The sequence below is a fragment of the Sorangium sp. So ce128 genome (genome assembly GCF_051525245.1).
In the GTDB taxonomy this organism is placed as follows: Bacteria; Myxococcota_A; Polyangia; order Polyangiales; family Polyangiaceae; genus Sorangium; species Sorangium cellulosum_B.
Window position 1 is genome coordinate 9,144,660 of sequence record NZ_CP150313.1, and the last position, 19,892, is coordinate 9,164,551.

Sequence of the window (19,892 nt, forward strand, 5' to 3'; positions counted from 1 at the left end):
TCAGAAGAGATCAGAAGTCAGAAGAGAGAAGTCAGGAAAGCAATACGAAGCGCAATCAAGCAAAGAGCGAAGATAAAGCGAAGACGGGCGGAAGACTAAGACAATCCGAGAAGCCAGTCAAACCGAAAGATGAAGCTGAAGCGAAGTGCAAAGCGCAAACCGGAATCGAACGGGCAAGCTCAAGCGAAGCAGGGGAGAAGCTGAAGCGAAGCGGTAAGCAGGGTCAACATCGAGAGCGGCACAACAGATAAGAAAAGCTCAGACCGAGGTCTGACAAGCTGGTCATGCTAAGCCAACGCAACGGGCGACGCGCGTCGCGCGTGCCTCGACCATCCCTCCTTAATCGCCTCGTAAGGCGTCTGTCGTCACGTGAACCGAAGCTGTCCGCCGGCACCCGGCGACAAGTCAATCAAGGAGCCCGATACCGCAAGGGCCATGGCATTCGGGTGACGGCGGGGTCGCGATCGCTCGGCTAGCGCCGCCGATCACCTCGCTTGGCGTCCCCCCCGAAGACCGGGGCAGCATTGCGAAGGTTATGCCAGGGGTCCCCCCCTTCGAGTCCGCATGAAACAGGACGACGAGCAGGGGCGACATCTGGTGGATACATAGAGCAACCGGCGGGCCAACGGCGAAGGGGCCGCGGTCCTGGCGCCCAGCAGCCAAAATTGCCGCTGAAACCCTCCCTCCGAGGCGCGCGCGCGACCCCGGAGGCCTGCACCGGTCATACATTTCCGCAGGGACTGGTCCGATCCAGGGATGGGTTCAGATCCAGAACGCAAATGCTACCTGGACATGAATATGTTCATCCTCGAGCCGCTGGACGCCCCGCATTGCACCGTGGAAGCGAAGAAGTGCACTAGGGCAGGATGACTGCCACCGACGCTTTGCGTCGTATCTCGACGGCGTACTCCCCCCGCCAAAGGCGCAGCGCGCTACGCGGCGCAGCCCGCCATACGCAGCGCGGCGCGCAGCTCACCGCACATGGGCGCAGCGCATGGCACATAGCGCAGCGCATGGCACATAGCGGAGCGCACGGCGCACAGCGCAGCTCGCGGCGCACAGTGCAGCTCGCTGGGCTACCTGCAGCCGGCCTCGATCAGCGGCTCCACCACCCGGGCGATGTTCTCTTGGGGCGCGGAGAATCTGTGGCGCTCGAGCCTCCGCAACGCGCCCAGGAACCTCGGCCAGCTGCCACCGCAGGTCGCGAGCAGCGCCCGGAGCTCCGGAGTCCCCGAGTTGTAGACACGGAACTGCACGAGCGACGCGTTGTTGATCGGACGCCGCGCCCCGATGTCGGCCTTGAGCCGGGCGAGCACCGCGTCCTTCTCCGCCCGCTTCTCGGCGTCGGGCGCCGGGGACGCATACAGCCGATTGAGGTGGACGTAGGCCGCGTGCAGCGCGCGCGTCCGCACCTCGCTCCTCTCCATCTCCCTCATGTAGGCCGTCTTCTCCGCAGAGAAGGGGCCCACCCGCTCGTCCAGGTAATGCTTGGTGAGCTCGTCCCCGACGAAGCTCGCGAGGCTCTCGTTCAACCTCGTCTGCCCCTTCACGTACAGCGTCGCGTGCAGCGACTCGTGGAGCACCACGTTGGCGAGGTCGCCGAGCGCCTCGTCCCCGTCCGAGATCATCGTGGACAGGACCGGATCCTCGAGCCAGCCGAGCGTCGAGTAGGCGCCCGCCGGACGCACGTCGACGTCCCAGCCGGCCGCCTTGAGCGGCGCCGCGAACGCCTTGGCATCCTGGAGATCGAACCACCCCATGTAGGGGACCGTACCCACGATAGGAAAACTCCATGTCTTCGAGCGGAACCGCAGCGGCTCACACGCGCTCACCACCCAGACCGCGGCTGGGCGATCGAGCTCGACATACGTCCTGTAATTGCCGGTCGGGGTCAGCCCGTGGCGCTCCCCGAAGCGCTTGATGTGCGGGACCTCGCGCAGCAGCGCGCGCGTCCGCCACGGCTTGCGGGCGTCGAAGGCGGCGTCCTCGAGCGACTCGGCGCGCCAGGCCATCGAGAGCTGGCCGACGCCCGCCTGCGCGATGTAGCGGACCTGGGTACACGATGCGAGCAGGAGACAGAGCGCGACGAGCCCCGCGGCGGCGCAGACCAGGCGCGCCGCGGAGCGAGGGCGCGACACGGACCACGAGCGCGCGGCGCCGCGACGGGCGCTGGCCGCAAGCCTTTCGCTCATCCTTAGCTGATAGCTGGCCGCGCGGGCTTAACAAGCTCTTCCGCGCAATGGACGCGCGCCCCGCGCGCCCCACCGGCACGCGGGGGGGCGCGCGGGGCGCGCCCGACAGATCAGGACGGCAGCGCCGCCCCCCACGAGCTGAGCTGCACGGCCGGGACGATCGGCGCGCGTTCCCGCAACGAGGGCTCCTCCGTGGCATACAGGGGCTCGCGTGCGAGGGGGTAGTCGCGTGGAGCCCCGTTCGCCAGCACCATCTGGATGGCGCCGAGGTGCCCGCTGCGGAACGCGGCGGCCGCGCACGCGAGATAGAACTCCCACGTCCTCATGAAGGCGCCGTCGAAGCCGGTGACCCGCTCGATCTTCTCCCTGTTCTCCAGGAAGTTACGGCGCCAGCAGCGCGCCGTGAGCGCGGAGTGGCGCCGCAGGTTCTCCGCGTCGAGCACGTCGAGGCCGCGCGCCGAGGCGCGCGTCGCCATCCCCTCGAGCGAAGGAGGCCAGTACCCCGGGAAGATGTGCTTTTGCAGGAAGGGGTCAGTCCGCGACGACTCCTGCTCTCTGGTGACGCTCTCGAGCAGGCACACGCCGCCCGGGGCGAGCAGCGCCTTCACCCTGTCATAGAACACCTCGATACGGCGCTCGCCGGCATGGCACATCGAGCCCAGGGAGACGAGCCGATCCCACCGCGGCTCGTCCTCGAGCTCGTCGCAGCTCATCACGCGGACCTCGACCGGGAGCCGCCGCGCCGCCGCCTGCTCGCGGATGTACCTCGCCTGGTTCTCGCAGAGGGTGATACCGAGGCACTGCACCCCGTACGCCTCCGCGGCGTGGAACATGAGGTGCCCCCATCCGCAGCCGAGATCCACGAGCCGTTGCCCGCGCCGGAGCGCGAGCTTCCGCGCGACGAGGGAGATCTTGTGCGCCTGCGCGTCGTCGAGCGTCTCGCCCGGAGAGCTGAAGTAACCGCACGACGTCTGGAGGCGCCTGTCCAGGTAAAGAGGGTAGAAGTCGTTGCCCAGCCCATAGTGACGCTCGACGGCGAGCCTCTCGCGCTTCGCCGCCCCGGAGAGCAGCCCGAGCCGGAGCGCGTCGAGCACGCCCGAGAGGCCGCGGTCGAACGACGACGACGCGGGCACGAGGCGCGGCAGGCGCGCCTCCACGGACCGCGCGAGCTGGAACAGCCCGGCGAGCGAGTCCTCGAGATCTCCCTCGAACGTGACCTCGCGCCGGACATACGCCTCACCGAGGCCGAGCGTGCCCCGGAACGCCGTCTCGCAGAGCGACCGACGCGTCCTGAACGTCACGGCGAACTCGGGCGCGCCCGCGCCGAAGCGCAGCCGCTCGCCGCCCCAGAAGCGCAGCTCGAACGGGGTCCCGCCGTGGCGCTCCAGCAGGCGCGACGCCGCTTCCTTGAACCGACGAGACCACGGCGGCATTTCGCCCTTCCTGACGATGAACATCGGACCCCCTCCGCGGCCCCCCGGCCGCCCGACGAGCTGACCCGAGCTGGGCTTTCCCGTCAAGCAACATGTCATCCATGCAAAAGCCATCACAGCGAGTCACGGAACGCCCACAGCGGCCGGCGGACACCCCGGACACGCGCTGTCGTCAGGGACAGGAGGAACGCAGTGGTTGGCTCGCTCATAACACCGTAGTGGTGTTCGGGAGAGTCCCGACAGCATGCTCACATGTCCGGGATGTTTCATGTTCCAGGCGAAGGAGGGAAATCGGGAAGATGATTCGAATTTCTCCCTACCTTCCTGGTCGTGTTCCTGGTCGCGTGACGTACCCATCCCCTGTGTGCGCTGCGCCCCCCCGCGCCCGGTACGTGCCTGTGCTCCCTCGCGGCCGGGGCGCGGTCCGTGGTACGCACGCCGGCCCGTGACCACGCCCAGCGATCCTCCCGCCGCCCTGCGAGACCCGCCTCCGCCCGCGCGGCGCGCAGGGGAGGCCGGCAGCGGTGAGCTCGTGTTCACGCGCGTCGCGGGGCGCACCGTGCTCGAGAAGGCGCTCGCCAGGAGCCCGCTCAAGCTGCTCGCTCCGAGGAACCACGGGCAGGCAGCGTGGGTGTTCGTCGCGAGCTTCGGCGGCGGCCTCGTCGGCGGCGACGAGCTCCACCTCCACGCGCGCGTCGGTCGCGGTGCCGCCGCGCTGCTCAGCACCCAGGCCTCGACCAAGGTCTACCGCTCGCCCCTCGTCAGCCGCCAGCGCCTCGAGGCCGAGGTTCAAGCAGGCGGGCTCCTCGTCGCGATCCCCGATCCGGTCGTCTGCTTCGCGGGCTCGCGGTACGAGCAGGACATCGACGTCGCGCTCGCCGACGACGCGTCGCTCGTGCTCGTCGACGCGCTGTCCTCGGGCCGGAGCGCGCGGGGCGAGCGCTGGGCGTTCGACCGGTACACGTCGCGCACCCGGGTGAGCCGCGGCGGGCGGGCCGTGCTGCTCGACGCGACGCGGCTCGATCCCGCGCACGGCGCGCTGCCCGAGCGCATGGGGCGCTTCGACGCGCTCGCGACGCTCGTCGCGCTCGGCCCGCGCGCCGCGAGCGCGGCGGAGGCGCTGCTCGCGCCGCGGCCGCCGCCCGAGCGGCGCGCCGAGCTCGTCGCGTCGGCCAGCCCGCTCCGGGGCGGCGGCGCCGTCGTGCGCGTCGCGGGCACGAGCGTCGAGCGCGTGGCCGGCTTCCTCCGCGGCGCGCTCGGCTTCCTCGCGGGTGAGCTCGGTGATGATCCGTTCGCACGAAAGTGGTAGCGTCGCGCCGCGCCGGCAAAGCCGCGGCGTCGCCGCGCCGGAGAGAGGGCGAACATGCACCTTGCGCCTCGTGATCTCGACAAGCTCGTGCTGCACGGCGCGGGCTTCCTCGCCCAGAAGCGCCTCGCGCGCGGGGTCAGGCTCAACTACCCGGAGGCCGTCGCGCTCATCGCGACGCAGATCCTCGAGCTGATCCGCGACGGCCGCAGCGTCGCCGAGCTCATGGACGTCGGCCGCCGCCTGCTCGGGCGCGCGCAGGTGATGGCCGGCGTCCCCGAGATGGTCGCCGAGGTCCAGGTGGAGGGGACCTTCCCCGACGGGACGAAGCTCGTCACCGTCCACCACCCGATCGCGCTCGAGCACGGCGATCTCGCGCTCGCGCTCCACGGCAGCTTCCTCCCCGTGCCCGACGTGTCGCTCTTCCAGCCCGCAGGCCAGGGAGAGGTGACGGCCGAGCCGACGCCCGGCGAGGTGCTCGTGAAGCCCGGCGAGATCGAGCTCTCCCCCGGCCGGCGGCGGCTCTCCCTCCCCGTGAAGAACCTGGGCGACCGGCCGATCCAGGTGGGCAGCCACTACCCGTTCTCGGAGACGAACCGCGCGCTCGAGTTCGACCGGGCGGCGGCGGCGGGGATGCGGCTCGACATCCCCGCGGGCACCGCGGTCCGCTTCGAGCCGGGCGACGAGAGGACGATCACGCTGGTGCAGGTCGGCCCGCACGGGGCGGCGCACGCCGCGCGGGAGGAGCAGCAGGCATGAGCCACAGGATGCAGCGGCGGCACTATGTCGATATCTACGGGCCGACGGTCGGCGACCGGGTGCGGCTCGGCGACACCGGCCTCATCGCCGAGGTCGAGCGGGATCACACGTCCTACGGCGACGAGTGCAAGTTCGGCGGCGGCAAGGTGCTGCGCGATCGCATGGGGCAGATGCCCGGCGTCTCGAACGACGAGGCGCTCGACTGCGTCATCACGAACGCGCTCATCGTCGACTGGACCGGCGTCTACAAGGCCGACATCGGCATCAAGCGCGGCCGCATCGCGGCGATCGGCAAGGCCGGCAACCCGAAGGTGATGGCCGGCGTCACGCCGGGCATGATCGTCGGCGTGACGACGGAGGTCATCGCGGGCGAGGGCCACATCGTCACGGCCGGGGGCGTCGACGCGCACATCCATTTCATCTGCCCGCAGCAGGGATACGAGGCGCTCGCGTCGGGCGTCACCACGTTCGTCGGCGGCGGCACGGGCCCGGCGACGGGCACGAACGCGACCACGTGCACCCCGGGCGCCCGCCACATCTCGCTGATGCTGCAGGCGACGGACGTCCTGCCGCTCAACATCGGCCTCACGGGCAAGGGGAACACCTCGTCGCCCGAGGGGCTGCTCGAGCAGGTGCGCGCCGGCGCCGTCGGGCTGAAGCTGCACGAGGACTGGGGGACGACCCCGCCCGCCATCGACTGCTGCCTCAGCTTCGCCGAGCACGAGGACATCCAGGTCACGCTCCACACCGACACGCTGAACGAGTCGGGCTACGTCGACGACTCCATCGCGGCGTTCAAGGGCAGGACGATCCACTCCTACCACTCCGAGGGCGCGGGCGGCGGGCACGCGCCCGACATCCTGCGCATCTGCGGCGAGCCGAACGTCATCCCGAGCTCGACGAACCCGACGCGCCCGTACACCGTCAACACGCTCGACGAGCACCTTGACATGCTCATGGTCTGCCACCACCTCGACCGGAACATCCCGGAGGACGTGGCGTTCGCCGAGAGCCGCATCCGCGGCGAGACCATCGCGGCCGAGGACATCCTGCACGACCTCGGCGCGATCAGCATCATCTCGAGCGACAGCCAGGCGATGGGCCGCGTCGGCGAGGTGATCACGAGGACCTGGCAGACCGCGCACAAGATGCGGGATCAGCGCGGCCGGCTGCCCGAGGAGCAGGGCGACAACGACAACTTCCGGATCCGCCGCTACGTGGCCAAGTACACGATCAACCCGGCCATCGCGCACGGCATGTCCCACGAGATCGGGTCGGTCGAGCCGGGCAAGCTCGCGGACCTCGTGCTGTGGCGGCCCCAGATGTTCGGCGCGCGCCCGGAGCTCGTCATCAAGGGCGGCCTCATCGCCTGGGCGCAGATGGGCGATCCGAACGCGTCGATCCCGACGCCTCAGCCGTACTACATGCGCCCGATGTTCGGCTCGCTCGGCGCGGCGGTCGGCGAGACGAGCATCGCGTTCGTGTCGAGCCGCGCCATGGACGAGGGGAGCATCCGCCGGCTCGACCTGAAGAAGCGCCTCTCGGCGGTCCGCCGGTGCCGCCGGATCGGCAAGGCCGACATGCGCCTCAACAGCACGCTCCTGCCGATCACGGTCGATCCCGAGACGTACGAGGTGCGGGCCGGCGGCGAGCTCCTCCGCTGCGACCCCGCGAAGATCCTGCCCCTCGCGCAGAGATACAACCTCTTCTGAGGCGGGGAGCCCGCTCTCGGCCGCTCCGCGCCTGCGGGTTCACCCTTCTCTCCGTCCGCTTCCGTCCGCTCCCGTCCGCTCCCCTCTGCTTCTGTCTGATTCCATCCGCGCGCATGAACAGGTGGCTCCTCCTCCAGCTCTCCGACTCCGCGTTCCCGGTCGGAGGGTTCGCGCACTCCGCGGGCCTGGAGGCGGCGGTGCAGCTCGGCGAGGTCGGACCCGGGAGCGCGCTCTCGTCGTTCGTCGCGAGCGCGCTCTGGCAGGTGGGCCTCGGCGCGCTGCCGCTCGTGCGGGCTGCGCACGAGCGTCCGCTCGACATCGCGGCCGTCGACGACGCCTGCGACGCCTTCCTCGTGAACCACGTCGCGAACCGGGCGAGCCGGACGCAGGGCCGCGCGTTCCTCGCGACGAGCGCGCGCGTCTTCCCCTCCGCCGAGATCCGCCGCCTCGACGCCGCCGTGCGGGCGCGGGAGGCGCTGGGCCACCACGCGCCGGCGTTCGGCGCGACCCTCGCGGCGCTCGGCGTCCCGCGCGAGGACGCGCATGCCGTCTACCTGCACGCCTCGCTCCGCGGCGTCGTCTCGGCGGCGGTGCGCCTCGGGCTCATCGGGCCGCTGGAGGCACAGCGACTGCAGCTCGAGAGCGCGCCGCTCCTCGACGCGGTGCTCCATGAGTGCGGAGATCACGGCGTCGATGAGCTCGCGCAGCCGGCGCCGCTCCTCGATCTCTTCGGGGCCACGCAGGATCGGCTCTACTCGCGTCTCTTTCAATCGTGAGGTGACAGCATGCACGACCCCGGCGAGCACGGGCACGGGCACGGGCACAACGGCCACGGCCACGACCACGACCACGACCACGTTCACGACCACGACCACGTTCACGACCACGACCACGTTCACGGGGGCGGCCACAGGCACGCGCATGCGCACGGAGACGGGCACACGCACGAGCACGGGCACACGCACGAGCACTGGGCGCATCCGGGGCTCTTCAGCGAGCGGGATGCGCCGAAGGACCGCGATTTCTCGGCGCGCGCGTTCACGGTGGGGATCGGGGGGCCCGTCGGCAGCGGCAAGACGGCGCTCGTGCTCGCGCTCTGCCGCGCGCTGCGCGACAGGATGCCGCTCGGCGTCGTCACGAACGACATCTTCACCCAGGAGGACGCCGAGTTCCTGCACCGCAACAAGGCGCTGCCGCCGGAGCGCATCCGCGCGGTGGAGACCGGGGGCTGCCCGCACGCGGCGATCCGCGAGGACATCAGCCACAACCTCGTCGCGCTCGACGACCTCATGGATCACGTCGCGCCCGCGCTCCTCATCGTCGAGAGCGGCGGCGACAACCTCGCCGCCCAGTACAGCCGGGAGCTCGTCGACTACACGATCTACGTGATCGACGTCGCCGGCGGCGACAAGGTGCCGCGCAAGGGGGGACCGGGGATCACGCAGTCGGATCTGCTCGTCATCAACAAGACCGATCTCGCTCCGCACGTCGGCGCCGACCTCGGCGTCATGGAGCGGGACGCCCGGAGGATGCGGGGCGACGGGCCGTTCCTGTTCGCGCAGTGCAACCGGAGCCAAGGAGTCCCCGAGATCATTGACCACATCCTCTCCGCCATGCGCCGCGCGACCACCACGGCACCTCCCGCGAAATAGGCCTCTATCGCGCGCCTCCCGCTGCGAGAAGCGCTCACGCTCCACAGGAGTCGGCATACCGGAGCACATCCGCGCCGGGCGCGCGGCGCCGTACCCTGTTAAAGGAGGGCAGCGGCAACGCCGCTTCGACTTCCGTTTCGCTGGAATACCGGTTCTATTGGACCGTAGGCGGACTTCGGACGGGTGGTAGAGGGCGGAGAGGGCTCCGCCGGGCGGAGCGGCTTCCACCACGACCGCCGCGGTCGCCACGCGATCACGGCAGCGCCGGATGGCGAGGCGGCGCGGCGCACCCGTTGGAGACGAGAGGAGGAGGCATCAGTGAGCCAGGCCCGACCCCATGTGCTGGTGGTAGACGCCGAGAAGAGGGTCCTCGACAGGCTCGCGCTCGAGCTGAACCAGGGCGGCTTCGACGTCACCTGCGCCGAGACCGGGCTCGCGGCGATCGAGCTCGTCAAGGCGCGCCGCTTCGACCTCGTGGTCGCCGATGTGGGGGCGCTCGGTATGGAGGGCGCCGGGACCATCGCCGCGCTCAAGGCGCTCGGCCCGGACCTCGAGATCATCGTCGGCGCCCCGTGCTCGAGCGTGCAGGCCGCCGTGGAGTGCATCGAGCGCGGCGCGTACGACATGCTGGAGAAGCCCTACGACATCGACGACCTGAAGCGGCTGCTCGAGGCGGCGATGCTGCGCACCCACCTCGACGCCGTCGCGGCCGTCCACCAGGCGAGCGCCGCCCTTGTCGCGTCCCTCTCGCGGGACGACTTCCCCGAGCGCGCCGTGGATCTCGCGGCGAAGGTCGTCTATACGACGAGCGCGGCGCTCTCCCTGGCGCTCGATCAAGGGGCCGCCCTGTACCAGGCGGCCTCCGGCGCCGAGGTGTCCGCGGCCTTCATCGCTCGGCTCGCCGGGCGCATCGAGGGCGCGCTCGCGCCTGTCCGCCTGTCCGCGGACGACGCGCCCGATCTGCTCTGCACCGCAGAGGGCGATCGCTTCGGCGCCGCCATCGTCGCGCCGCTCCGCCTGGGCGAGAGCTCGTTTGGCGGCCTCGTGGTGCTCCGCGACGAGCGCCTGCCGGCGTTCACCAGCCAGGAGGAGCAGGCCATCGGCATCTTCGCGATTGAGCTCGCGCTCGCCTTTTACGGTCACAAGGTACGGCGCTCGCTCGGCCCCTGCGCCGCCTGACGCGCGCGCGGGCGCGCGCGCGGGATGGATGATGAGGCGCGCGGCGCTCGTCCGGGCCGAGATCTGCGGCGAGCGCCCGCAAATTCTTCGGCGATCGAGCTCAAGATTCCCTCTGGCGAACGCATTCGCACCCCACTAAAGGAGGGGAGCGATGAGCCCCACTGCTGCACCATCGACTCTCCCCGCCAGGGCCCAGCGCGCCGCGACCTTCTACCGGGACCTCGTCGGCAAGAAGATCGCGATGGCGCTGAGCGGCGTCATCTTCTTCGGCTTCGTGATCGGCCACATGACCGGCAACCTGCAGGTCTTCCTCGGCCGGGAGAAGATCAACGACTACGCCGCCTTCCTCCACGGGACGCCCTCCCTGCTCTGGGGGACGCGGATCGTCCTCCTCGCCTCCCTCATCGTCCACGTCTACACGGGCGTGACGCTCGCGCAGCACAGCCGCGCTGCCCGGCCGGTCCCCTACCAGGTGAAGGGGCAGCGGCGCCCGAACGTCGCCGCGCGGACGATGCTGCTGAGCGGCGGCGTCCTCGCCGCCTTCATCGTCTATCACCTGCTCCACCTGACGACGGGCACCGTGCACCCCGACTTCGTGCCGCTCGACGCCTACGACAACGTCGTGAAGGGCTTCAGCTCGGCGCCCGCGGCGATTGCCTACGTCGTGGCGATGGGCCTGCTCGCGCTGCACCTCTACCACGGCGCGTGGAGCATGTTCCAGTCGGTGGGCTTCAGCCATCCGCGCTACACGCCGGCGCTCAAGAAGCTCGCGGCCGCGTCGTCGATCCTGCTCTTCGCCGGCTTCTCATCCGTCCCGCTGGCCGTCCTGTTCGGCATCGTCCGCTGAGCCCGGAGCCTCCGTCATCATGCAGCTCAATGCGAAGATCCCCGAAGGTCCCATCGAGAAGAAGTGGGACCAGCACCGCTTCAACCTGAAGCTCGTCAACCCGGCGAACAAGCGGAAGTACACGGTCCTCGTCGTCGGCACCGGCCTCGCCGGGGGCGCGGCGAGCGCGACGCTGGCCGAGCTCGGCTACAACGTGAAGAGCTTCTGTTTCCAGGACTCTCCGCGCCGCGCCCACAGCATCGCCGCGCAGGGCGGCATCAACGCCGCGAAGAACTACCAGAACGACGGCGACAGCATCTACCGCCTCTTCTACGACACCGTGAAGGGCGGCGACTACCGCGCGCGCGAGGCCAACGTGTACCGGCTCGCGCAGATCAGCGTGAACATCATCGACCAGTGCGCCGCGCAGGGCGTGCCGTTCGCGCGCGAGTACGGCGGCGTGCTCGCGAACCGCTCCTTCGGCGGGGCGCAGGTGTCGCGCACGTTCTACGCGCGAGGCCAGACGGGGCAGCAGCTCCTCCTCGGCGCCTACCAGGCCCTCGAGCGGCAGATCGGCCTCGGCAAGGTGAAGATGTACCCGCGCACCGAGATGCTCGACCTCATCGTCATCGACGGCAAGGCGCGCGGCCTCATCACCCGCAACCTGATCACCGGCGCGCTCGAGACGCACCTCGGCGACGCTGTCGTCCTCGCGTCGGGCGGCTACGGCAACGTCTTCTTCCTCTCGACGAACGCGAAGGGGTCGAACACCACGGCCATCTGGCGGGCCCACAAGCGCGGCGCGCTCTTCGGCAACCCCTGCTTCACGCAGATCCACCCGACGTGCATCCCCGTCTCGGGCGACTACCAGTCGAAGCTGACGCTCATGAGCGAGTCGCTCCGCAACGACGGCCGCATCTGGGTGCCCGCGAACCTGGGCGACACGCGCCCGCCGGAGCTCATCCCCGATGGCGAGCGTGACTATTACCTCGAGCGCCGCTATCCGAGCTTCGGCAACCTCGTGCCGCGCGACGTCGCGTCGCGGGCGGCGAAGGCGGTATGCGACGAGGGCCGCGGCGTGGGGCCGACGCGGCTCGGCGTGTACCTCGACTTCTCGGACGCCATCCGGCGCCTCGGCAAGCCGGCCATCGCCGAGCGTTATGGCAACCTCTTCGACATGTACGAGCGCATCACCGGCGACGACCCGTACAGCGTCCCGATGCGCATCTATCCGGCCATCCACTACACGATGGGCGGGCTCTGGGTGGACTACAACCTGATGAGCACGATCCCCGGCCTGTACGTGCTCGGCGAGGCGAACTTCTCCGACCACGGCGCGAACCGGCTCGGGGCGAGCGCGCTGATGCAGGGCCTGGCGGATGGGTACTTCATCATCCCCTACACCATCGGCGATTACCTCGCGTCGACGAAGCTCGAGCGGGTCGACGACCTCCACCCCGCCGTGAGGGACGCCGAGCGCGACGCGAGCGCGCGGCTGAACAAGCTGCTCGGCGCGAACGGCTCACGCACGGCCGACTCGTTCCATCGCGAGGTCGGCAAGATCATGTGGGAGGCGTGCGGGATGGCGCGCAACGCGGCCGGGCTCAAGGGCGCGCTCACGCGGATCCCGGAGCTCCGCGAGCAGTTCCACCGCGACGTCCGCGTCTCGGGGACCGGCACCGGCCTGAACCAGGAGCTCGAGAAGGCGGCGCGCGTCGCCGACTTCTTCGAGCTGGCGGAGCTCATGTGTCGTGACGCGCTCGACAGGGAGGAGTCGTGCGGCGGGCACTTCCGCGAGGAGCACCAGACGCCCGAGGGCGAGGCGAAGCGCGACGACGACCGCTTCTCCTATGTCGCCGCCTGGGCATGGCGAGGCGAAGGTCAGGCCCAGGAGCTCCACAAGGAGCCGCTCCAGTTCAACGAGGTTCACCCCACGCAGCGGAGTTACAAATAATGCGCCTCACCCTCCATGTCTGGCGGCAGAAGGGCAAGTACGAAGCGGGCCGGTTCGTCACGTACGAGGTGCCCGACGTCAGCGAGCACATGTCCTTCCTCGAGATGCTCGACGTGCTCAATCAGCGGCTCATCCTCAAGGGTGAGGAGCCAATCGCGTTCGATCACGACTGTCGCGAGGGCATCTGCGGCATGTGCGGCTTCATGATCAACGGCCAGGCGCACGGCCCCCTCCGTGGGACGACCGTGTGTCAGCTGCACATGCGTCACTACAAGGACGGCGACGTGCTGTGGCTCGAGCCGTGGCGGGCCCAGGCGTTCCCGGTGGTAAGCGACCTCGCGGTGGACCGCAGCGCGTTCGACCGGATCATCGCGTCGGGCGGCTTCGTCTCGGTGTCGACGGGCAGCGCGCCGGACGCGAATGCGATCCCGGTGCCGAAGGTGGTCGCCGAGCGCGCCATGGACGCGGCGGCGTGCATCGGCTGCGGCGCCTGTGTCGCATCTTGTCCGAACGCGTCCGCCTCTCTCTTCACCGCGGCGAAGCTCACGCACCTGAACCTCCTGCCGCAGGGCCAGCCGGAGCGCGAACAGCGGAGCCTCAACATGGTCGCCCAGATGCGCGTCGAGGGCTTCGGCCACTGCACGAACGTCGGCGAGTGCGAGGCGGTCTGCCCGAAGGAGATCCCCCTCGACATGATCGCGCAGATGAACCGCGACTACCTGCGCGCGACGCTGGTCCACCGCGACGTGCAGGCCAAGGGCGGCACCGGCTGAGGCGCCGCGCCGCCGGCCTCGCCCGAAGCCGGCGGCACCTCCCTTCCCTCCTCTCTCCTCGACATCGCACGCTCTCCTCCCGCACGTCATGAACGGCGGCGCTCCGTCGCCGTCACCCCGCCGCCAGGGCGGGCGCGCCCCGGATGGACCACCGGCTCGCCGCCCGACGCGCCGCGCCAAGGGTGCGCCTGTGGCCCGCGGGGGCAGGCCGGCCCTTCGGCCCATCACCGCCCGTACGGCCGGCCCCCGGTGCCTGCAGGCGCAGGCTGCAGCGCCTCGGCGCGAGGCTCACCCGAGCAGGGCCCCGCGGCATGACAGGCGAGCCCTGGTGCCGCGGGTGCGCCAGCACGATCCCGACGGCCGCCGCAGGTGTGGCACGAGACCGCCGTCATCCCCCGTTTTCGTACAATTTTTCACCAAAAACACAAGATTTTGCGGGCCACCTGTGGAAAACAGACCGGGAGTTTCCTGATCATCGACTCAGGTACTTCCTAAACAATCTTCACATCGCGAGCACCAACCGTACAGTCAACGTGGGATAAGCACTCGGCATGTTTCGAGAACATCTCGTCGCGACTCGCGCCCATGCCAGTGAGGGCTTTCCGAGTGTGACGAGCCGTCGCTCCAGTAGCAGCGCAACCGCGAAGATGCCGTGGCGCTCTCCCGCGCCTCAATGAAACGTGTCAGGGTCAACAGGCACTTGTTCGAGGTCACGAGTTAGAATAACCTCGAAATTGTCCTGAACGGGATCAGACGTCATAAGACAATTGTGGTCACCCCACACCATGTCGTAGACTAGGTCGAACTTAGAGCGCCGCAGCGAGGGGGGGCATCCCGCGGCGAGCGCGTCGAGGATCGCATCGAGTATCGCTCTTCTGCGGAAGCCGGTTCGAGGGGAGGGCCGGCAGGAGGAGAAGCCAGAGGCAACGGCCGCGGCGACCTTTCTCCCGGCGGGTCAGGAGATCCGCTTTCCACATGGGAACGACGCGCACCGGGACCACAGACCAGACCCACGGGGGCCGGGCAGATCGCCTGACGGCGCCCTGCTGCACCGTTCGTGCTGCGCGTCTCCGATGCGCGCCGGGGTCTGCGAGGCTGGTCGGATGCGGGAGTTCGAACGTCAGACAGGTCTCTTGCACGAGCGAAGAAGTAGGAGGGGAACTTCATGAGGTGCTGCATCGACGGCCTTAATCTGCATCCGACGAGCGTCCACGATGCTGCCGTTGCTCTCGACACCGTGACGGCTCGGCTCCTCGCCGCGGGGGATCGGCGAGCGGCCTTCACCGACGTCTACGGTATCGTCACGCGCGCGGTCGCGGCGCAGGTCGAGCGACGCGATGGCATGTTCCTCGAGCCGGCGTGGATCTCGCGCCTCGCGGGCCGGTTCTGCGAGCGGTACCTCGAGACGCTCGGCTCGTACGATCGGGGCGCGGCGCAGGACTGCGGCGCCTGGCACATCGCGTACGCGAGCACGGCGTCGCGGTTCACGCCCCCCGTGCAGAACGCGCTGCTCGGCTTCAGCGCCCACATCAACTACGACCTGATCTTCGGGATCCACGCGACGATCGTCGAGTTCGGGCACGGCGCCGACCGGGCGATGCTCGCGCGGCTCAAGCACGATCACGATCAGATCAATACGCTGCTCCGCGCCTCGGTCATCGAGGCGCTCGCGCGCCTCACCGCGCGGCATGGCTGCCCCCTCAGCGCGTTCTTCCTGGAGACCGCGCCGGAGGTCGCGGTCTGGGTGTCGATGGAGATGCTCTCGCGGTGGCGCGAGCGGGTCTGGGACGACGTCCTGTCGCTCCTCGCCGCGCGCAGCGGGAGCGAGCGGGCGGCGCTCTCCCGCGGGATCGAGCGGCGCTCCACGCGCATCGCCCAGATGCTCGCGCTGCCCTCGCTCCACCAGGCGCCGCATACGGCGCTCCGCCTCCTGTCAAGGGCCGCGTGATCGCGGCCGACCGCAACCGGAGCCCCGCCCGATCGTAGAATGGGGGCATGAGCAAGCTGCCCAAGGAACCGCCCGCCGGCGAGATCACCCCTCCAGCGCTCTACCTGCGGCGGCGCGAGCTCCTCAAGAACGCGGCGCTCTTCGCCGGCACCGCGTCGGCCATCGGCGGCGGCCTCGTCTGGCTCACGGGCGGAGCGGCGCGCCTCTCGGCGGCCGGCGCCCCCGGCGGCGAGGCCACGCCGCTCGGCAGCGCGGCAGCGCCGCCGGGGCCGCTGGCCGCCGGCGCGTCGTCTTCCGGGACGAGCTCGAGAGACCCGTTCGTCACCGACGAAGCGCGGACCTCCTACGAGGACATCGTTTCGTACAACAATTTCTACGAGCTCGGCCTGAGCAAGTCGGAGCCGGCCCAGAACGCCGGACGGCTCAGGCTCCGCCCCTGGGCCATCGCGTGCGAGGGAGAGGTGAAGAAGCCCGAGGTCATCGACCTCGACACCCTCCTCCGATGGTTTCCCCTGGAGGAGCGCGTCTATCGAATGCGCTGCGTCGAAGCGTGGTCGATGGTGATCCCCTGGCTCGGGTTCCCGCTGGGCGCGCTGCTCAGGCGCCTCGATCCGACCTCCCGCGCCCGGTACGTCCAGTTCACCACGCTGCTCGATCGGGAGCAGCTGCCCGGCCAGCGGAGCGACGTGCTCGAGTGGCCTTACGTCGAGGGGCTCCGGATCGACGAGGCCATGCACCCTCTCACGATGCTGGCCGTGGGCCTCTACGGCAAATCGCTGCTCGGCCAGAACGGAGCGCCCATTCGCCTGGTGGTGCCGTGGAAGTACGGCTTCAAGGGGTGCAAATCGATCGTCAGCATCAAGCTCACCGAGCGGCAGCCGGCGACGAGCTGGAGCCGCGCCGCGCCGGACGAGTACGGGTTCTATGCGAACGTGAACCCCGCGGTGGATCACCCGCGCTGGAGCCAGGCGACGGAGCGGAGGATCGGTGAGCTGCGTCGCCGCCCCACGCTGCCATTCAACGGCTATGCGGAGGAGGTCGCCGGCCTCTACAGCGGGATGGACCTGCGGGAGAGCTTCTGACGATGCGCGCGCAAGCGAGGACGATGTCGCCGCCGCGCGCTGTCGCCGCCGGTGTACCGGCTGGCCGGAAGCTCGGCTGGCTCCCGCCCGCGGTCGTCGCCGGCGGGCTGATCCCGCTGGTCGTGCTCGGCCTGCGCGCCGGAGCCGGGGCGCTCGGCCCGGACCCCGTCGCCGAGGCGCTGAACCAGCTCGGCCTGCTCGCGCTCGTGCTGCTCGTCGCCTCGCTGGCGGCGACGCCGCTCAAGCTCGTGTCGGGCTGGACCTTTCCGCTGCGTATCCGCAAGGCGCTCGGGCTGCTCGCGTTCTTCTACGCGTGCGCCCACTTCCTGACGTATGCGATCGTCGATCAGGGCCTCGACGTACGCGCGATCGTCGAGGACATCACGGAGCGCCCCTTCATCCTCGCCGGCTTCGTCGCGCTCCTCGTGCTCGTCCCGCTCGCGGCCACGTCGACCGCGCGCATGCTGAAGCGCCTCGGCGCCGCGCGCTGGAAGCGCCTGCACCGCCTCGCCTACGCCGCCGCCGTCCTCGGGATCGTGCACTTCTTCCTCCGCGTGAAGAAGGACGCGACAGAGCCGATGATCTACGCGGCGCTGCTCGCGCTCCTCTTCGCCGTGCGCGGCGCGAGCGCCATCCTGCGCAGACGCGCGGCGCGGCGCTGAGCGCCAGCGTCGCGCCGTCGCCGCGCGACGAACCTGCCGCGCGGCTCCGCGCGTTCGGATACCATGGGGCTTCGACGTGGAACGCGTGAGGACGGCATCATGAGGCTCTTCACCATCGGGGACAGCATCTCTCAAGGCTTCATGTCGCTCGGCGCGGCGCGCACCCAGCTCGCCTACTCCACGTGGATCGCGCATGCGCTCGGCGTCGACGTCGGCGACGCGCTGTCGAGCCCGGCGTACCGCGTGCCCGACTACCCGGCCCACGGGCTGCTGCTCGATCTGGAGGTGGTGCTCCGCCGCCTCCAGCTCGCCTTTGGCACCACGATCGACAGGCTCGAGTGGGCCGCCGTCCTCCTGGAGATCAACCGCGTGCTCGACGTGGCCGAGGAGTACTACGAGCGCGGCGAGGGGGCCGGCCGCTACCGCGGCGGGAGCGTGCCCTGGTTTCACAACGTCTCGGTGTACGGCTTCGACGTGGCCGACGCGTGGCTCGTGACCCCGAGGCTCTGCAGGGAGCGGATCGCGGCGGCGCCCGGCGCCAAGGACGGCTTTTTCCAGGGGCCCAACGCGGCGTTCTACCGGACCGCGCTCCGCGTCCTCAACCCGTCGCGGGACGAGCGCCTCGACGGGTACAGCCAGCTCGACTGGCTCGGCCACCACGCGCGCGGCGAGGGCGTCGAGAACCTCCTCCTCTGGCTCGGCCCCAACAACGCGGTCGGCTCGGCGATCCTCCTCAGCGTCGCGGCGACCGAGGACAGGCCCGAGCGGCGGCCGGCCTCGCTCAGCTTCGACGAGCGGACCCGAGCGCAGTGGAACCTCTGGATGCCCGACGACTTCGTCGCCGAGTACGGCGAGCTGCTCGACCGGGTCGACACCCTGATGCGGCGCAACGAGAGCCCCGGCTGGCGGGTGTTCGTGGCCAACGTGCCTCACGTGACGATCGTGCCGATCGCCACGGGCGTCGGCGACCCGCTGCCCGGCCTACCGCGCTACTACCCCTATTACACCTATCCCCCGCTCGCTCGGGGCACCCGCCTGATCGAGGCGGGCGCGCCGCACCTCACCGCGGCGGACGCGCGGCGCATCGACGAGACGGTCGACGCCTGCAACGCGCAGCTCGTCCGGCTCATCGAGGAGAGGAACGCCCGCCACCGCACGCCCCGGTATCACCTCGTCGACGTCTCCGGCGGCCTGGACCGGCTCGCGTACCGGCGCACCGGCGGCGAGCCGTCGTACGAGTTCCCCGCGTACTTCGCGGCCAACGTCGCGCCGCCGATGGACACCCGCTTCTACCACGTCGATCGCGCCGGGCGCCGCAAGGCCGGCGGCATCGTCAGCCTCGACGGCGTTCACCCGAGCGTCATCGGCCAGGGCCTCCTCGCCCACGAGTTCCTCAAGGTCATGAAGGAGGCCGGCGTCCCTGGCGCCGACCCGGACCGCCTGCCGTGGCCCAGGATCGTGGCGAGCGACACGCTCTATCAGGACCCGATCCCGCTGATGGAGGAGATCTACCAGTACGAAGAGCTCTCGTACGCGGTGCTCTCGGCCTACCGGTACGTCTTCGGAGGCTTCCAGGCGCGGCGCGGCAGCATCAAGGACTTCTAGAGCGGTTCCCCCCGCCCTGTAGCGTCGCAGAGCGGCGGTCACCCGCACAGGAGACGGGCCCAGATCGGCGTTTTCGGCGCGGAAGCGCACTCCGGTGCGCTGAGCACCGAAAACGTCGAGATGGGCCCGTATCCGAAGCGGGTGACCGCCGCTCACGGCACCGCGGGGGTGCTCCCACGCAGCATGAAATAGATGAGCACCCCGGTGACGGAGACGTAGAGCCAGAGGGGCAGCGTCACCCGCGCGACCTTGGCGTGCTTCGCAAAGTTCGCCTTGTAGGCGAAGTAGAACGACGTCAGCGCGAGCGGCACGATGCCCGCCGAGAGCACGATGTGCGAGATGAGGACGGCGAAGTAGACGGCGCGCAGCGGCCCGGTGCCCTGGTACTTCGTGTCGCCGTGGACGAAGTGATAGGCGAGGTAGCCGACGAGGAACAGCGACGAGGCGGCGAACGCCGAGACCATCAGGTACTTGTGCACGACCATCGCGCGGCGCTTGATCGCGATCCAGCCCGCGACGAGGAGCGTGGCGGCCGTCGCGTTCAAGGCGGCGTTCAGCGGCGGCATGAAGCGGAGATCCGCGCCGCCCGCGCCCCGCCGGATGATGAGGATGTAGGCGAGGAACGCCAGCGCGGCCGCGGAGAGCACGGCATTGAAGGCGTAGAACGATCGGTCGCTGGTGCGGGCGAGCAGGCCGACCGGCTTCAAGTGGCTCGAGGCGTGGGACGACATCGCGCGGTCCATACCAGAGGAGCGCGCCGAGCGCGAACGCGAGCGGGCGAGCTCGGATCAGCGAACGGCAGCGGACGG

Annotated in this window: 16 protein-coding genes; 13 read left to right on the forward strand and 3 right to left on the reverse strand. The window is 70.0% G+C overall.

Annotated elements, in window-relative coordinates; genetic code table 11:
* Positions 1 to 1,076: 1,076 nt before the first annotated feature.
* Positions 1,077 to 2,192 carry an aminopeptidase gene (locus WME82_RS34815; protein ID WP_437740805.1) on the reverse strand — a complete coding sequence of 372 codons (1,116 nt, stop codon included), beginning with the start codon at positions 2,190 to 2,192 and terminating at the stop codon, positions 1,077 to 1,079.
* A 110-nt stretch (positions 2,193 to 2,302) separates the two neighbouring features.
* On the reverse strand, positions 2,303 to 3,649 hold the full coding sequence (locus WME82_RS34820) for a class I SAM-dependent methyltransferase (protein ID WP_437740806.1): 1,347 nt from the start codon (positions 3,647 to 3,649) through the stop codon (positions 2,303 to 2,305).
* 421 nt (positions 3,650 to 4,070) lie between these two features.
* Here WME82_RS34820 and WME82_RS34825 point away from each other — a divergent pair, with 421 nt between their 5' ends.
* The 13 genes from WME82_RS34825 to WME82_RS34885 all read left to right on the forward strand — a co-directional run bounded on the left by WME82_RS34825 (position 4,071) and on the right by WME82_RS34885 (position 19,083).
* Positions 4,071 to 4,934, forward strand: a complete 864-nt coding sequence (locus WME82_RS34825) for an urease accessory protein UreD (protein WP_437740807.1) — start codon at positions 4,071 to 4,073, stop codon at positions 4,932 to 4,934.
* 54 nt (positions 4,935 to 4,988) lie between these two features.
* Positions 4,989 to 5,690 carry an urease subunit gamma gene (ureA, locus tag WME82_RS34830; protein ID WP_437740808.1) on the forward strand — a complete coding sequence of 234 codons (702 nt, stop codon included), beginning with the start codon at positions 4,989 to 4,991 and terminating at the stop codon, positions 5,688 to 5,690.
* Complete coding sequence (gene ureC, locus WME82_RS34835; RefSeq protein ID WP_438038817.1) at positions 5,687 to 7,402, forward strand: urease subunit alpha; 1,716 nt, start codon at positions 5,687 to 5,689, stop codon at positions 7,400 to 7,402. Before ureA ends, ureC begins: the two co-directional genes overlap by 4 nt.
* Before the next feature lie 113 nt (positions 7,403 to 7,515).
* Positions 7,516 to 8,178, forward strand: a complete 663-nt coding sequence (locus WME82_RS34840) for an urease accessory protein UreF (protein WP_438038818.1) — start codon at positions 7,516 to 7,518, stop codon at positions 8,176 to 8,178.
* Positions 8,179 to 8,187: 9 nt separating this feature from the next.
* Entirely contained in the window at positions 8,188 to 9,054 is an 867-nt protein-coding gene (gene ureG / locus WME82_RS34845; RefSeq protein ID WP_438038819.1) for an urease accessory protein UreG, read from the forward strand.
* Positions 9,055 to 9,372: 318 nt separating this feature from the next.
* Positions 9,373 to 10,233 (forward strand): response regulator, encoded by an 861-nt coding sequence (locus WME82_RS34850; RefSeq protein ID WP_438038820.1) that lies wholly within the window; start codon positions 9,373 to 9,375, stop codon positions 10,231 to 10,233.
* Between the two features lie 151 nt (positions 10,234 to 10,384).
* Positions 10,385 to 11,080, forward strand: a complete 696-nt coding sequence (locus WME82_RS34855) for a succinate dehydrogenase cytochrome b subunit (RefSeq protein WP_438038821.1) — start codon at positions 10,385 to 10,387, stop codon at positions 11,078 to 11,080.
* A 19-nt stretch (positions 11,081 to 11,099) separates the two neighbouring features.
* The gene (locus tag WME82_RS34860; protein WP_438038822.1) at positions 11,100 to 13,013 is read left to right on the forward strand and encodes a fumarate reductase/succinate dehydrogenase flavoprotein subunit; all 1,914 of its coding nucleotides are present in this window, start codon (positions 11,100 to 11,102) and stop codon (positions 13,011 to 13,013) included.
* Complete coding sequence (locus WME82_RS34865) at positions 13,013 to 13,786, forward strand: succinate dehydrogenase/fumarate reductase iron-sulfur subunit (protein WP_437740815.1); 774 nt, start codon at positions 13,013 to 13,015, stop codon at positions 13,784 to 13,786. Before WME82_RS34860 ends, WME82_RS34865 begins: the two co-directional genes overlap by 1 nt.
* Positions 13,787 to 14,951: 1,165 nt before the next feature.
* On the forward strand, positions 14,952 to 15,734 hold the full coding sequence (locus tag WME82_RS34870; protein WP_438038823.1) for a DUF5995 family protein: 783 nt from the start codon (positions 14,952 to 14,954) through the stop codon (positions 15,732 to 15,734).
* A gap of 47 nt (positions 15,735 to 15,781) precedes the next feature.
* A complete protein-coding gene (gene msrP / locus WME82_RS34875; protein WP_438038824.1) occupies positions 15,782 to 16,816 on the forward strand; it encodes a protein-methionine-sulfoxide reductase catalytic subunit MsrP in 1,035 nt (344 codons plus the stop codon).
* Between the two features lie 2 nt (positions 16,817 to 16,818).
* Positions 16,819 to 17,478, forward strand: coding sequence for a sulfite oxidase heme-binding subunit YedZ (locus WME82_RS34880; RefSeq protein ID WP_438038825.1), 660 nt, complete (start codon positions 16,819 to 16,821; stop codon positions 17,476 to 17,478).
* Between the two features lie 99 nt (positions 17,479 to 17,577).
* The gene (locus tag WME82_RS34885) at positions 17,578 to 19,083 is read left to right on the forward strand and encodes a hypothetical protein (RefSeq protein ID WP_438038826.1); all 1,506 of its coding nucleotides are present in this window, start codon (positions 17,578 to 17,580) and stop codon (positions 19,081 to 19,083) included.
* Between the two features lie 152 nt (positions 19,084 to 19,235).
* Here WME82_RS34885 and WME82_RS34890 read toward each other — a convergent pair whose 3' ends face one another.
* Complete coding sequence (locus WME82_RS34890) at positions 19,236 to 19,826, reverse strand: DUF420 domain-containing protein (RefSeq protein ID WP_437544022.1); 591 nt, start codon at positions 19,824 to 19,826, stop codon at positions 19,236 to 19,238.
* Positions 19,827 to 19,892: the final 66 nt, after the last annotated feature.

Excerpts from the sequence above, each read along its gene's own strand:
- WME82_RS34865 (WP_437740815.1), top strand. The coding sequence starts at position 13,013 with ATGCGCCTCACCCTCCATGTCTGGCGGCAGAAGGGCAAGTACGAAGCG.
- WME82_RS34820 (WP_437740806.1), bottom strand. The coding sequence starts at position 3,649 with ATGTTCATCGTCAGGAAGGGCGAAATGCCGCCGTGGTCTCGTCGGTTC.
- ureG (WP_438038819.1), top strand. The coding sequence starts at position 8,188 with ATGCACGACCCCGGCGAGCACGGGCACGGGCACGGGCACAACGGCCAC.
- WME82_RS34815 (WP_437740805.1), bottom strand. The coding sequence starts at position 2,192 with ATGAGCGAAAGGCTTGCGGCCAGCGCCCGTCGCGGCGCCGCGCGCTCG.
- ureA (WP_437740808.1), top strand. The coding sequence starts at position 4,989 with ATGCACCTTGCGCCTCGTGATCTCGACAAGCTCGTGCTGCACGGCGCG.
- WME82_RS34880 (WP_438038825.1), top strand. The coding sequence starts at position 16,819 with ATGCGCGCGCAAGCGAGGACGATGTCGCCGCCGCGCGCTGTCGCCGCC.
- WME82_RS34840 (WP_438038818.1), top strand. The coding sequence starts at position 7,516 with ATGAACAGGTGGCTCCTCCTCCAGCTCTCCGACTCCGCGTTCCCGGTC.
- WME82_RS34860 (WP_438038822.1), top strand. The coding sequence starts at position 11,100 with ATGCAGCTCAATGCGAAGATCCCCGAAGGTCCCATCGAGAAGAAGTGG.
- WME82_RS34885 (WP_438038826.1), top strand. The coding sequence starts at position 17,578 with ATGAGGCTCTTCACCATCGGGGACAGCATCTCTCAAGGCTTCATGTCG.
- ureC (WP_438038817.1), top strand. The coding sequence starts at position 5,687 with ATGAGCCACAGGATGCAGCGGCGGCACTATGTCGATATCTACGGGCCG.
- msrP (WP_438038824.1), top strand. The coding sequence starts at position 15,782 with ATGAGCAAGCTGCCCAAGGAACCGCCCGCCGGCGAGATCACCCCTCCA.
- WME82_RS34870 (WP_438038823.1), top strand. The coding sequence starts at position 14,952 with ATGAGGTGCTGCATCGACGGCCTTAATCTGCATCCGACGAGCGTCCAC.
- WME82_RS34890 (WP_437544022.1), bottom strand. The coding sequence starts at position 19,826 with ATGGACCGCGCGATGTCGTCCCACGCCTCGAGCCACTTGAAGCCGGTC.
- WME82_RS34855 (WP_438038821.1), top strand. The coding sequence starts at position 10,385 with ATGAGCCCCACTGCTGCACCATCGACTCTCCCCGCCAGGGCCCAGCGC.